This window comes from Paraburkholderia sp. PGU19 (assembly GCF_013426915.1).
Lineage (GTDB): Bacteria > Pseudomonadota > Gammaproteobacteria > Burkholderiales > Burkholderiaceae > Paraburkholderia.
Map to the genome: position 1 here is coordinate 1,649,482 of NZ_AP023180.1, position 13,571 is coordinate 1,663,052.

Annotated in this window: 12 protein-coding genes; 8 read left to right on the forward strand and 4 right to left on the reverse strand. The window is 59.8% G+C overall.

The features are described from left to right. Window positions 1–5: 5 nt before the first annotated feature. A complete protein-coding gene (locus H1204_RS25050) occupies window positions 6–974 on the reverse strand; it encodes an AraC family transcriptional regulator (RefSeq protein ID WP_180731236.1) in 969 nt (322 codons plus the stop codon). Window positions 975–1,059: 85 nt separating this feature from the next. On the opposite strand from H1204_RS25050, the gene H1204_RS25055 reads away from it, so the two are divergent. Further along, the gene (locus H1204_RS25055; RefSeq protein ID WP_180731237.1) at window positions 1,060–1,365 is read left to right on the forward strand and encodes a carboxymuconolactone decarboxylase family protein; all 306 of its coding nucleotides are present in this window, start codon (window positions 1,060–1,062) and stop codon (window positions 1,363–1,365) included. 105 nt (window positions 1,366–1,470) lie between these two features. On the opposite strand, the gene H1204_RS25060 is transcribed toward H1204_RS25055, so the two are convergent. Beyond that, the gene (locus H1204_RS25060; RefSeq protein WP_243468664.1) at window positions 1,471–2,079 is read right to left on the reverse strand and encodes a DUF1993 domain-containing protein; all 609 of its coding nucleotides are present in this window, start codon (window positions 2,077–2,079) and stop codon (window positions 1,471–1,473) included. 125 nt (window positions 2,080–2,204) lie between these two features. Between H1204_RS25060 and H1204_RS25065 the strand changes: the two genes are divergently transcribed. Next, window positions 2,205–3,101 carry a LysR family transcriptional regulator gene (locus tag H1204_RS25065; protein ID WP_243468665.1) on the forward strand — a complete coding sequence of 299 codons (897 nt, stop codon included), beginning with the start codon at window positions 2,205–2,207 and terminating at the stop codon, window positions 3,099–3,101. Window positions 3,102–3,192: 91 nt separating this feature from the next. Here the strand turns inward: H1204_RS25065 and H1204_RS25070 are convergent, their stop codons facing one another. Continuing rightward, entirely contained in the window at window positions 3,193–3,711 is a 519-nt protein-coding gene (locus H1204_RS25070) for a helix-turn-helix domain-containing protein (protein ID WP_180731239.1), read from the reverse strand. A gap of 274 nt (window positions 3,712–3,985) precedes the next feature. On the opposite strand from H1204_RS25070, the gene H1204_RS25075 reads away from it, so the two are divergent. The 6 genes from H1204_RS25075 to H1204_RS25100 all read left to right on the forward strand — a co-directional run bounded on the left by H1204_RS25075 (window position 3,986) and on the right by H1204_RS25100 (window position 12,856). Then, window positions 3,986–5,236 (forward strand): efflux RND transporter periplasmic adaptor subunit, encoded by a 1,251-nt coding sequence (locus tag H1204_RS25075; protein ID WP_180731240.1) that lies wholly within the window; start codon window positions 3,986–3,988, stop codon window positions 5,234–5,236. Then, window positions 5,233–8,415 carry an efflux RND transporter permease subunit gene (locus H1204_RS25080; RefSeq protein ID WP_180731241.1) on the forward strand — a complete coding sequence of 1,061 codons (3,183 nt, stop codon included), beginning with the start codon at window positions 5,233–5,235 and terminating at the stop codon, window positions 8,413–8,415. Before H1204_RS25075 ends, H1204_RS25080 begins: the two co-directional genes overlap by 4 nt. Before the next feature lies 1 nt (window position 8,416). Then, the gene (locus tag H1204_RS25085; RefSeq protein WP_180731242.1) at window positions 8,417–9,895 is read left to right on the forward strand and encodes an efflux transporter outer membrane subunit; all 1,479 of its coding nucleotides are present in this window, start codon (window positions 8,417–8,419) and stop codon (window positions 9,893–9,895) included. 126 nt (window positions 9,896–10,021) lie between these two features. Next, window positions 10,022–11,197, forward strand: coding sequence for an MFS transporter (locus tag H1204_RS25090; RefSeq protein WP_180731243.1), 1,176 nt, complete (start codon window positions 10,022–10,024; stop codon window positions 11,195–11,197). A gap of 29 nt (window positions 11,198–11,226) precedes the next feature. After that, window positions 11,227–12,039, forward strand: a complete 813-nt coding sequence (locus tag H1204_RS25095; protein ID WP_180731244.1) for an isocitrate lyase/phosphoenolpyruvate mutase family protein — start codon at window positions 11,227–11,229, stop codon at window positions 12,037–12,039. Between the two features lie 79 nt (window positions 12,040–12,118). Then, window positions 12,119–12,856, forward strand: coding sequence for an SDR family oxidoreductase (locus H1204_RS25100; protein WP_180733300.1), 738 nt, complete (start codon window positions 12,119–12,121; stop codon window positions 12,854–12,856). Window positions 12,857–12,859: 3 nt separating this feature from the next. Here H1204_RS25100 and H1204_RS25105 read toward each other — a convergent pair whose 3' ends face one another. Beyond that, window positions 12,860–13,333 (reverse strand): hypothetical protein, encoded by a 474-nt coding sequence (locus H1204_RS25105; protein WP_243468666.1) that lies wholly within the window; start codon window positions 13,331–13,333, stop codon window positions 12,860–12,862. Window positions 13,334–13,571 lie beyond the last annotated feature (238 nt).

The following is a 13,571-nucleotide window of genomic DNA, read 5'->3' on the forward strand; positions in this document are numbered from 1 at the left end:
CGTTGCTACTCGTCCCGCACGCCCCGCCTGTCGGTCGCACTCGATCTGCGTCGAAAAGCGGTCGGATCCATGTCGTGCATGGCGTGAAACGCCTGAGAGAAGTTACTTCGGCTCGAAAAGCCGACCATTCTTGCGACCTCGGCGACGGGAACATCAGTCGTCGCCAACAATTCCGCAGCCTTGCGCAGACGCACGACTTTCAACATGGCCATCGGCGGTTGCCCGAACGCCTTCATGAATTGGGCAGCAAATGCCGAACGGCTCATTCCGGCGATATCGGCTAGCCGCTCCACTGACAACGGCGATGCCAGGCGCTCGAAGATCGCTTCGAGTGCCCCGGCTAGTCGTTTGTCGGCAAAGCCCGCGGCCCAAGGAAGGTCGGCGCCGCCATTATCGATTTGCCGCCGCATTACCATGATCAGACACTGCTTGAGCAGTGCTTCGACCAATGCGCGCGAACCCAGCCCCGGGCGAGCGCATTCCGCGAGCAGCAATACGAATTGATCCTTTAAGCCTGACTGCGTGTCGAACTGTGCGATCAGCGGCCGGCGCATCGTCCTGAACGGGTCGCCGCCATAGTTGGTATCCAGCTTGACTTCACCGCACGCCGTCGCGATGCCTGCTTTGCCTCCACCGACCAGGATCGTCGGGATCGTTTCCCGCGAAGGCCATTCACAAAGACGCCCGTGATTCGTCTCACCAACGGGCGACGTACTGTCGCTTTCGATCCGATAGCCGATTCCCGGCGGCAACAGCACGAAGCTGTGCGGAATCAAAGCCACGCGCTCGCCGTCTTGCGTCACCAACGCACCACGCCCTTCCATGCAGTAGTGAAGACTGGCCGTCGCGCAAGCGTCGAAGCGGGCACTCCAGCCATCGCGTATATCGCAAAGCGTGAAATTAGCCACGCCAATGTCGAGCGCTGCCAGAAAGCGTTCCAGCACTGGAAGCCCGAAGAGAAGATGGTTAGTCATGGACGAATTCGAACCAAATCGAGACCACATGGAACATGGACTTCTCTACTATTTGCCTGTAGACCTTTGATAACTGGAGAAACTCATGTTCGATATGAAACATCTTACCCGACTGAAGAAGCTGGACGAAAACGCACCGGAAGCCATGAAAACTTTCTGGACATTTGAGAAGCAGGTCTTTGAAGACGGCGCTTTGAGCGCGCAACAGAAGCAACTCATTGCGGTTGCCGTCGCGTTGACGACGCAATGCCCCTACTGCATTGAACTGCACACTAAAGCTGCTCGCGACGCCGGCGCTAACGATGCTCAACTGACCGAAGCTACGCTTGTAGCTGCGGCCATCCGTGCGGGCGGTGCCGTGACCCACGCTTCGCATCTCTTCAAAAACTAAGCCCGTACGAGAGTCCGGCGTACTGACTCGTCAACAGATCGTCTTCGAGGAAAGCGTCGGCTTTCCTCGATTCGCATTTCAGCAACGACCTGGGTTGCCTGCCAATCAGGCATCGAAGGCATTGACCGGCCCAATGAAGTCCAGCTTCCCGACGTCGACGCCATTCGTGCGCAAGATTGCGTAAGCCATGGATACATGGAAGTAGACATTCGGAATCACAATCTGCAGCAGATAGTTTTCGCCAGTTAGCTTACCTGCCACCCAGGATACTTTTACGATCTGATCGGCTGCGTCAGCGTACTGGTCTACCGCCACGCCTTCGACGAAATCAATCGTCTTGCGGATGCGCGCACGCGCTTCGTCAAGCGTTTGCTCATTGTCTTCATGTCGCGGTGGCTGCTGCCCTGAAAGAAAGGCCGCGCCGCCCTTCAAATAGTCGCAAGCGCTTTGTATCTGATAGAGCAACCCGCCCATGTCGGGAGCGAGGCGGGTCGATAATAGAACGGCAACGTCGAACTTCTTCGCATTCGCGAAGCGCTCCGCCTTGTCGAGATAGGCATCCATTGTTTTTACTGCTTGCACGCATTGCGCGATAGCTTGTGCATACATCGGACGCTCCAGGGACATGTGTTTTCTTGAAGTCACGCTCTGACACGACACCGCGAAGGCGTAGGCCGGAAAAACTTTTATCTCGCTTTCCAGCAGATTGCCCAACGAGACCGCACTGCGCAGGACCCGCAGGCACCCGACGTTCCAGCTTTTGGGTGGCAACTTCCCCTACAATACTGCGACCTAATCCCACGTGAGCGAACGCGTTGGACCGACTAGAAGCCATGGAAATGTTGCTGACCGCTGTGGACAGAGGAAGCCTGTCGGCGGCGGCGCGCGAACTGAAAATACCTGCCAGCACGCTCACTCGCAAAGTAGCCGACCTCGAGGAGTTGCTTGGAACCCGGTTGCTGATACGAACCACGCGAAAACTGACACTGACCGACGCGGGCATGTCATACGTCGCGGCGGCTCGACGCATCCTCGATCTCGTTCGCGAACAGGAGCGCGAGGCCACGGGCGAGTTCGCGACAGCAAAAGGAGAACTGGTCGTCACTGCGCCCGTCCAGCTCGGTCGCCTGCATATCTTGCCCGTCATCAATCAGTTCCTCGCGCAGTATCCGGACATCGCCGTTAGGCTCCTTCTCTCCGATCGAAATCTTGACCTCATCGATTCGCACGCCGATCTCGCGTTGCGGATCGGAGAACTTGCGGACAGCAGCATGATCGCCACGCGCATCGGTTCGTTGCGGCCGATCGTCTGCGCGAGTCCAGCCTTCCTTGCCAACCATGCGCCGCCGCGCGAACCCGACGACCTCGTGAAGTATTCGTGCGTCGTGTTCAATAGCCCGTATCTGTCGCCATGGCGCTTCCGCCTTCCCACGACGAATAAAACCTATGTGCTCGGCGTGAAACCCCGGCTCGAGGTCACGACACCCGACGCCGCAGTCAGCGCCGCCGTGGACGGCGCGGGCATCACCTACGTATTCGAGCACGATGCCGACGAAGCCATCCGCAGCGGGCAGCTCGAGATCCTCCTTCCGCAGTTTGAGATCGAGCCCGTGCCCGTCCATCTGGTTCATGTGTCCAGAAATCTCATGGCCATCAAACTGCGTCATTTCATCGACTTTGCGGCGCCCAAACTCAGGCAATCGCTGTCCAGGTTCGGCAAGCACAAGCGGCACTAGCGCTCCTTCGCTTCGCGCCGCACACCGTCACGCCCCGACCGCATGTCCTCGGCTGCCCGGCTGCCCGGCTAAGGCTGGCAGCCTTCAAAGCTCACGACTCCTCGCTCTGGTCACCGAGTACCCGGTCATTCCGGTTCTCGATGACATCCCGCGTCGCCTTCGTCGCGCCCGGACCAGCAGCAAATCGAACGTCCCGATACGTCAGCGCCTGCCCGCCCATCGTGCGAACTTCCACGGCCTCTACGGGGCTCCCACTCGCATGCTCCACCAATGCGATCGGCGGCTTGCCATTTGGCCTTAGCCACTTGTCTCCCCATTGCATCAGCGCGACCAGCACCGGGTATAAGTCCGCCCCCTTCGACGTCAACCTGTAACCGAACGTGTTTGCGCGTTCTGCGATCGGGAAGCGTTCGAGTATGTCCAGTTCGATCAAACGTTCCAGCCGTGCAGTGAGGACATTGCGGGCAATACCGAGCCCGCTCTGAAATTCGTCGAAGCGCCTGCTGCCTTGCGTGCACTCGCGAACGATCAGAAGCGTCCACCACTCGCCAACCTCATCGAGGGCGCGAGCGATCGAACAGTCCATTCCATCGAAGCGTTTTCTATACATGATGGAACGTATCGTAGCCCAGGTTTCGTCACGCAACTTAACCAGATTGCGGGGAACAGCTTCCCGGTTTCGGCCAGTAGTGTGACGCAACGGTGTTGCCTATAGTTGCGTCACGAAACTTAGCCGGTCGTCGTTCAGGGGGAAGCTTCCCGGCATAGCGGCCTGGTTCTGGACTAACCCGCTTTCTTCATACCAGAAAGCAAAGATTGATCATCTAACGGCGAGCTGGACATGACTCTCTGTCATACAGCCTGTCAACATACTTAGAAATGCCATGAATAACCGTATTGATCAGGCCGAGGTGGGAGTCGCCGCTCCAGCCAACCCGGCGACGTCCGGCTCCGTCCGATGGGTCGGTAAAGGTGTGGCAGCCGCTGTGATCGTCGCCGTGGCGGCGACGGCGGCTCACATGCACTGGTCGAGTGCAGCACCCGTTGCCGTGCCGCCGCCTCCGTCGGTCGCCATCAGCGCGCCGTTGCAGCGCGATATTGAAGGCCGGCTCGGGTTCCTCGGCCAGTTCTCTGCCGTGAACCGTGTCGAATTGCGCGCTCAGGTCGGCGGCACGCTCACGCAGATCAACTTCAAGGACGGCGACATCGTGCATAAAGGCGACGTGCTCTTCGAGATCGACCCGGAACCGTATCAGATCAAGTTGAGCCAGGCGACGGCTGGACTCGAATCCGCGAATGCCCGACTGGCGCTCGCCACGCGAGAGCTTGCCCGCGCGCAGGAACTGCAGCGTTCGGAGGCGGGAACGGTCGAGAACGTCGACCAGAAAGTCGCTGAACAACGCGCGGCTCAAGCGGCTGTCGACAACGCCAATGCTCTGGTTCGCGATGCCAGGTTCGACCTGGATCGGTGCAAGATCACAGCACCATTTACCGGGCGCATCGGCACACACCTCGTTTCGACGGGCAATCTGGTATCTGGCAGCCGGGCCGGCAGCGGCCCGACCACGCTACTCGCGACCATCGTTTCGCTGGACCCGATCTATCTGGACTTCGACATCAGCGAAAACGACTATGCCGCCTTCCAGCACTCTCGTGAAAACCAGAAAGGACCGTTGGCAGACGCGGTGAATATTTCACCGACAGGCGACAGTAACTATGCACGCACAGGCACGCTCAACTTTATCGACAATACACTCGACCGTTCGAGCGGAACCATCCACGCGCGCGCAACGATTCCCAATAGCGACCTGTCGTTGACACCCGGCGGCTTCGCACGCCTGCGACTGGCAACGACCGCACCGCAACCGGCCTTGCTCGTCCCCGATGCCGCCGTACTCCAGGATCAAACCGACCACATGGTGTACGTCGTGGGAGAAGACAACGTCGCCACCCCGCGAAAGGTCGAGGTTGGCGACCTTCGCGGCGGCCTCCGAGTCATTCGATCTGGACTTGCCCTGACCGACCGCATCGTGATCGACGGTATTCCGGCTGTGCGTCCTGGCTCGAAGATTTCTCCACACGCCGGAACGATCCAGTTCTCAGCTGAGCACGGCGACGAAGGAGCAAGATCATGAAACTGACTCACTTCTTTATCGAGCACCCGCGCTTCGCAGCGGTGCTCAATATATTCGCTGTGCTCATCGGCCTCGCAACCATGATGAAGCTGCCGGTGGCCCAGTATCCGAACATCGTTCCCACGACCATCCAGATCACGACCTCGTATCCGGGTGCGTCGGCGGATACGATTGCGCGCACGGTCGCAACGCCGCTCGAACAGTCCGTCAATGGCGTCGAGAATATGGATTACATTTCGAGCCAATCGACCAGCAACGGTCAGTTGACGATCACTGTGATCTTCAAGGTCGGCACAGACCCGAACACAGCGCTTCTGCTCACGCGCAGCCGCGTGGAGGACACACTGTCGCGCCTGCCCGCAGAAGTGCAATTGCAAGGCGTGCAGGTGAAAAAGACCATCCAGGCGCTGCTGCTCGGCGTTCATGTCTATTCGCCCGATGGTTCCCGTAGTCCCGAATACCTGTCGAACTACATGCTCAAGGTGCGCGATCAGATCGCGCGTTTACCGGGCGTGTCTGACTTTCAGCTGTTCGGTGAGCGGCAGTACGCGATGCGAATCTGGGTCGATCCGGACAAGGCGGCTTCGTACAACATCAGCGCCAGCGAAATACTGGCCGCGCTTCGTGCGCAGAACGCCGCCGTGTCGGCGGGTGTGCTCAATCAGCCGCCTGTATCGAACAATGGGACGGGTGCCTACCAGATCAACATCGACGCGCTTGGCCGTCTTACCACGCCCGAACAGTTTGGCGATGTCGTCGTCAAGTCCGATACGCAGGGACGCGTGACACGCATACGCGATATCGGCCGTGTCGAGCTTGGTTCGGTCGACTACGGCTCGAAGGCTTACGCGGACCGGTATGCAGCAACGCCGTGGTTCGTGATTGCCACGCCCGATGCGAACGTGGTACAGGTCGAGCATGACGTATGGGCCAAAATGTCCGAACTGAAGAAGAGCTTCCCGCCCGGCGTCGACTACATCAAGATCTACGACCCGACTACGTTTGTTTCCCAGTCGATCCATGAGGTCGCCATCACCATCGGCATCGCCATTCTGCTGGTGGTCGGTGTGGTGTATCTGTTCCTGCAGAACTGGCGTGCCACGATCATCCCGGTCGTTGCGATTCCCGTGTCGCTGGTCGGAACCTTCACCGTCCTTTCGCTGTTCGGCGCGTCGATCAATAACCTGTCGTTGTTCGGACTGGTTCTGGCCGTCGGGATCGTCGTGGACGATGCAATCGTGGTGGTCGAGAATGTCGAACGGAACATGGCGCTCGGCATGTCGCCGAAAGAGGCCGCTCATCGAACGATGAACGAGGTCTCGACGGCCATTATTGCCATCGCGCTCACGTTGTGCGCGGTGTTCGGACCCACTGCGTTGATGTCCGGCATCTCGGGGCTGTTCTTCAAGCAGTTCGCGATCACGATTGCTGCGTCCACCGTCATCTCATGTTTCGTCTCGCTGACACTGAGCCCGGCTCTGTGCGCGGTGCTTCTCAAGCCGCACGAAATGGAGAAGTCTCACGGCGGAACGACCGCTCTGGGCCGCGTCCATCATGCGATTTTCGGCCGGTTCAACTCGTCGTTTGAATGGCTGTCGTCGCGCTACGGAAAGATGACGGGCCGCGCGGTTCGCGCGACGACCGTCATGCTGATCGTCTACGCAGGTCTGATTGGCGCGACTGCCTTGCAGATGTCGAAAATGCCCACCGGTTTTATTCCGGATCAGGACATCGGCTATCAGGCTGTGATCGCGTTCCTGCCTCCGGGGTCCAGTCTCGAACGCACCGACAAGGTGATACGCGAGATCAACGACATCGTGCTCGATACGCCCGGACTCAAAGGCGTGACTCATACGTCGCCCGTGTCGGGCCTCGACGTGACGACGGGCACGATTGCGCCCAACGTGGGGACGCTTTTCTACGGGCTGCCCTCGCTGTATGGCAAACATGTCCCCGGCGTCAATGCGGCGTCGATGCTGGTCGAACTCCGTAAGCGGGTCGCGGGTGTCAAGGATGCGGTGGTCGTGGTAATCAATCCGCCGCCCGTGCAGGGGCTGGGCGCGGCGGGTGGCTTCAAGCTGATGCTGGAAGACCGCGGCGGACTCGGGCCGCAGGCACTCGCCGACGCGGCGCGTGCACTCGTGGCTGCAGCGAACAAGGACAAGGTGTTCGGCGGCGTATTCACGCTTTACAACGCGGGCGCGCCATCTGTCTATGCGGACATCGACCGCCTGAAGGCAGAGAAGATCGGTCTCACGCCAGCGGATGTGTTTTCCACGATGGATCTCTACCTTGGCTCGCAGTACGTGAACGACTTCAACTTCATGGGACGTACGTATCAGGTGCGGGTTCAGGGCGATGAAGCATTCCGGCGGACACCGGAAGACATCGGCCGACTCAAGGTGCGCAACTCGACGGGTGACATGGTGCCGATCAGCAGTGTGGCAACGTTCAGAAACACGACACAGCCGTATCGCGTACCGCGCTACAACATGTATCCCGCAGCGGAAATCATGGGTGCGGCGGGCCCTGGATACTCGTCCGGCGATGCCATTCAACACATGGAACAGCTCGCAGCGCAGGTTCTTCCAAACGGCATCACGTACGAATGGACGGATCTCGCTCATCAGCAAAAAGAGCAGACCATGTCTCCCCTCGTGATCTTCGCTGCTTCGGCGCTGTTCGTGTTCCTCGTGCTCGCTGCGCAGTATGAAAGCTGGAAGACACCTCTCGCGATCGTGCTGATCGTGCCGATGTGTCTGCTCGCAGCGGCGGTCGGTCTGAACATGCGAGGCATGCCGATCGACATCCTTGCGCAGATTGGCTTTGTGGTGCTCGTTGGACTGGCCGCCAAGAACGCGATTCTCATCGTCGAGTTCGCCAGACAGCGCCAGGAGGAAGACGGCGTCGATGCGGAGGACGCCGCCACCCATGCGGCACACGTGCGGCTGCGGCCCATCCTGATGACGTCATTCGCCTTTATCGCGGGTGTGGCGCCCCTCGCCATTGCCAGCGGCGCCGGCTCGGAAATGCGGCAATCACTCGGCACGACGGTGTTCTTCGGCATGCTCGGCGTGACGCTCTTCGGGCTCGCATTCACCCCGGCGTTTTACGCCTTCGTTCGCAAGCTCGGCGTCAAGGGCGCGCTTGCCGTGCGGCAACCCGTAGTGGAGAAGTGAAATGAACGGCTTCGTATCCAGAACTTCGAAAGCGATCGTCGGTAGTCTGATCGTCAGCGCCTTGCTTGCAGCCTGTGCCGTCGGGCCAGATTATGTTGCGCCCGACACGCAGATGACGCCGTTTCACAACGCGAAGGTCGTCGCCGACCGGCAAACGACGCTGCCCGCTCCGAAGCTCGATAGCTGGTGGACTGGGTTCAATGATCCTGAGCTGGTCAAGGTGGTGCAACGGGCGCTCGATCAGAACCTGAGTCTCCAGGCTGCGATTGCACGGGTCGCCCAGTCGCGTGCAGCGGCTCAGGCGGCTGGCGCCCGCCTGCTTCCGACGGTCGATGCCAATGCGTCGTACACGGCAACACACCAGAGCGTGCAGAGTCCGCTTGGCACGATCGCGAGCGCGTTTCCCAACTACAGCCGCGACCAGAAGGAGTACGTCGCTGGCGCGACGGCAAGCTGGGAAATCGATCTGGCCGGTGGTCTGCGGCGCGCACACGCGGCAGCCACCGATGAAGAGCAGGCCGCCGAGGCCGCTCAAATGGGAACGCGCGTGACAGTTGCCGCCGACGCTGCTGACGCATACCTGCAAATCAGGGGGTTGCAGGCACAGCTCGCCGTCACACAGGATCAGGTGGATACCGATGCGCGTCTGCTGGAGCTCGTGAAAGCGCGCAAACAGGCCGGTGCATCCGACGAACGCGAGGTGGCTCAGGCCGAAGCCTTGCTGCGTCAGGCACGCGCCACCGTTCCGAGCTTGCGCGTGTCGCTCGAAGCGCAACTGAACCGGCTCGATGTGCTGATGGGCGCGCAGCCGGGGACCTATGCGGCAGAACTCGGCGCGAACGCTGGTGTCATTCCGGACGTGCCGGCCATCGGCAGCGCGGATCAGCCCGTCGACGTTCTACGGCGCCGCCCTGACATCATTGCTGCCGAACGCCACCTGGCGGCTTCCAACGAAGCGATCGGCATGGCACTCGCCGACTACTACCCGAAGATTTCGCTCGCGGGCGCACTCGGATTCGACAGCATCTCAGCCAGTCACTTCCTGAGCGCGAAGTCGTTCCAGCCAATCGGGACAGGTGCGCTGCAGTGGCGTCTGTTCGATTTCGGCAAGGTTGACGCCGAGGTCAAGAGTGCACGCGGATCGTACGCGGAGGCATTGGCGCAGTATCGGGAGGCTGCTCTCAAAGCGACCGAAGACGTCGAAGACGCCTTGATGACGCTTTCGCAAACGGAGATTCGTGCGCAGGAAATTCAACAGGAAGTGAACGCACTAACGAAGGCGCGAGACCTTTCAGAGAAAGCGTATCGCGCGGGATCGATCACGCTCACCGATGTGCTCGACGCAGACCGGCAACTCCTGGTCTCACGCGACGATCTCGATGCAACGAAAGCAGACGCTGCCCGCGCTGCGGTGAGAACGTTCCGTTCGCTGGGTGGAGGATGGGATGCCCCGCATCAGCAGTTCGCCCAGACGAAGTGACTCCCACGCACGACTTAACCGGTTTATGGGGAACAGCTTCCTGCTTTCGGCCCGTAGTGCGACGCAGGCGGCTTCCCTATAGTTTCGTCACGAGACTTTATTCGCAATCTTTCTGGAGAAGCCGACATGGATCGCCGCCTTCTAACACTCTCACTCGGTATGTTCGCGCTGGGTACTGACAGCTTTGTCTTCGCGGGCATCCTGCCTGAAATCGCGCACTCGTTTGGCGTCAGCATCGGCGCTGCCGGCCAGTTGATCAGTGTGTATGCACTGAGCTATGCGCTGCTCGGTCCGACCATCGCAGCGCTTGCTGCGAACATTCCACGAAAGCGTCTGCTGCTCAGCGGCATCGGATTGTTTGTCATCGCCAATCTCGGCACGATCGTGGCGCCGAATCTCGGCATCGCCCTGGCCACACGCGCTTTCGCAGGTCTTGGCGCAGCGATGTTCTCGCCGACTGCCAGCGGAACAGGTGCGTCACTCGTCCCGCCAGAGCGTCGCGGGTACGCGTTGTCCATCATCGTCGCGGGATTGACGACCGCTACCGCGCTGGGCTCGCCCATCGGTGCCGTGATCGGCGGACTCGCAAGCTGGCACTGGACGCTGGTGCTCGTTGCCGCGCTTGGTGCAGCCGCGTTCGCCGGTATTCTCGCGTTCCTGCCTGAGGTGCCGCTGCCGCCCGCCATCTCGCTGCGCGAACGCCTGTCGCCCCTCACCGATTCCCGCGTCGGACTCACACTCACGACGACGGTGCTTGCCCAGATCGGCACATTCATCATCTTCAGCTACTTCTCCGTTGTGTTCGATCGTGCGATCGGCCACAGCGCCCCCGTGCTGGGTGGATTGCTCGTGCTATGGGGACTGGCTGGAACCTTCTCGAATCTGCTGACGGGACGAATCCTCGACAAGATCGGTTCGCACAAAGTCGTTCTGATCAAACTCTCTATCGTTGCAATCGTCATCCTCACGATGCCGATCACGGGCGCACATCTTTGGAGTGCAGCGATCGCGGTGACGATCTGGGGTGCCTGTGCATGGGGTGTGCTGGTGCCGCAACAGTTCCGCCTCGCGAGCCTGAATCCGCCGATGACGGCTGTGCTGGTCGGTCTCAACACTTCAGCGACCTATGTAGGTGTGTCCATTGCTGGGGCTCTCGGTGCTGCTGTGATCCCGGTCATCGGCAGCCATAACCTGGGGTACCTCTCCAGCATTCCCGTGGTCATCGCGATCCTTGTCTCCGGGCTCGCGACGCGTCGCATCGCATCGTTTGCAAAAACAGCAAAAGGCGCCGTAGCGGCTTGAGTTTCAATCCCTTTACGAGGAAAAAAGCAATGTCCAATGCAAGCACATTTCGTCAGTTGCACGACAATTCGATCCCGCTCCGCTTGCCGAATGTCTGGGATGCCGGTAGTGCACGTCTCGTTGAGGCGTTGGGTGCACCCGCAATCGCTACGACAAGCGCCGGCTTTGCGTGGGCATTGGGATATCCAGACGGCCGCATACTCCCTTTCGATGAGGTGATCGCTTCAGTTCGGCGTATCGTCCGCGTGCTGAACGTGCCCTTGTCGGTCGATATCGAGAATGGCTATTCCGACAATCCGAAGACCGTTGCAGACCATGTCATGCGACTGGTGGATCTCGGCATCGCCGGCATCAATATCGAAGATGGCTCAGACCCGGCATCGCTTCTCGCCTTGAAGATCGAGGCGATCAGGGATGCGCTTGTGAAGTCGGGTTCGGATCTCTTCGTCAACGCGCGCTCCGACGTCTTTCTTGCAGGCCTCGCTGAAAAATCGAAGCAGCCGGAAGAGTCGATTGCTCGCGGCAATCTGTATGCATCAGCCGGTGCGGACGGTCTTTTCCTTCCGGCTCTCGTGCAGTCGTCGGATATCGAGACGATTGCCGGCGCAACCCGACTGCCTCTTAACGTCATGGCTGTACCAGGGCTGGCCGACGCAGCGACGCTCGGAAAGCTGGGCGTGCGGCGGTTAAGTGCGGGTAGCGGCATCTCGCAAGTGGTGTTGGGCAAAGCGAAGGCCATCGCGCAAAACTTTCTGGAGGGTGGTCGTTCTGAAGCGCTCGACAGCAATCCCTTGCCGTACTCCGAGATCCAGAACCTTTTCACCGGACTAACGAATCCGTGAGCGGCAGACGCATCGCGAAGCTTCGATGGTTGACGTCCGCTCAAACTTTCCTCACCACTCAACACCCAAGGAGATTTATATGAACCTTACAGGCAAACGCGCTCTCGTCACCGGGGCGAGTCGAGGCATCGGCGCTGCAATCGCGAAGGCTTTAGCAGCCGCTGGCGCAGATGTGGCGATCACATATGAAAAGTCCACCGAGCAGGCCGACAGCGTCGTGAAGGCGATCGAAGCTGAGGGCCGGCGTAGTATCGCAATCCAGGCGGATAGCGCGGATGCATCGGCCGTTCAGGCGTCTGTACAGAAGACGGTCGAAGCATTGGGTGGGCTCGATATTCTGGTGAACAACGCCGGCATTCTCCGGATGGGCGATGTAAAGGATATTTCCGTCGAAGACATCGACGCGACGCTCAACGTCAATGTGCGTGCGCCGATCGTGGCCGCAAAAGCCGCAATCCCTCACTTGGGGACAGGAGGGCGCATCATTTCGATCGGTAGTTACTTTGCCGACCGCGTCCCGGCGTCGATGCTCGGTGTCTATGCTGGCTCCAAGTCCGCTCTCGTTGCGTTCACACAGGGCCTGGCGCGAGAACTCGGCACGCAAGGCATTACGGCAAATCTCGTCCAGCCTGGTTCCATCAACACAGATATGAATCCCGTCGACGGGCCGTTCGCGTCGACGATGAAATCGCTCACGGCCACAGGAGACTACGGCACAGGCGAAGACATAGCACAAGCAGTGGTCTTCCTCGCGAGCGCCAGCGCCAGTTACATCACCGGCGCGACGCTCACCGTCGACGGTGGCGCCAACGCCTAAGGGTCAACACAGGTGTCGGCGTGGGCGGCATGCGCAAGCAGGGCCACGCCCCCACCACCCCCCTTCAACCCTTTTTCCAACCTGGTCCACTTTCCAATTCTTCGCCGGATACTCCGGAATGCCAAGCGAGGTTCCCGCTTCCTTGAATCTCCGAGTCAGTTGATCACGGATCAATTCAGCGGGATCGCCAATTGTCAGCGACGACTTCGAGCCATCCCATGTGTGGCTCCAGTCGATCTTCTGATTCATGCGCGGAATCAGCGGCAGCGGGCCGATAGTCTTGTCCGGCGGGTTCAACACGAACGGCAGGATCTTGCCTTTTGCGCAGGTAAGCTGTGCCTTTGGCGTTATCTCATCGGTTGCCTTACCGATGACATAGTGCGTCGAAAGGATCTGGAATATCTCGCGTACGTAAATCGCGTCGGATTTTTTGTCAACGCCGCCGACCAGATCCTCACGCGGATCAGTGTGTGACATGCGGAAGTGGTCACGGTCGGGACACCAGAACCGGTCGCGTGGTGGGTAGTCTCAGGCCGGACTGATCCAGTGCCGTTGTCGGAGCCAGCGCTCGGAGCTCGTTCAGATTGCTCGCTTTTTCTTGATCTTCGTTAGCAATCAGATCAACTATCGCATTCCTGGTCGTCACATCCTGCTGCGGTGTCGACCTGAAAAACGGCGATGTCGATTGTGCATGCGCAGCCGGGGCGATGCCAGC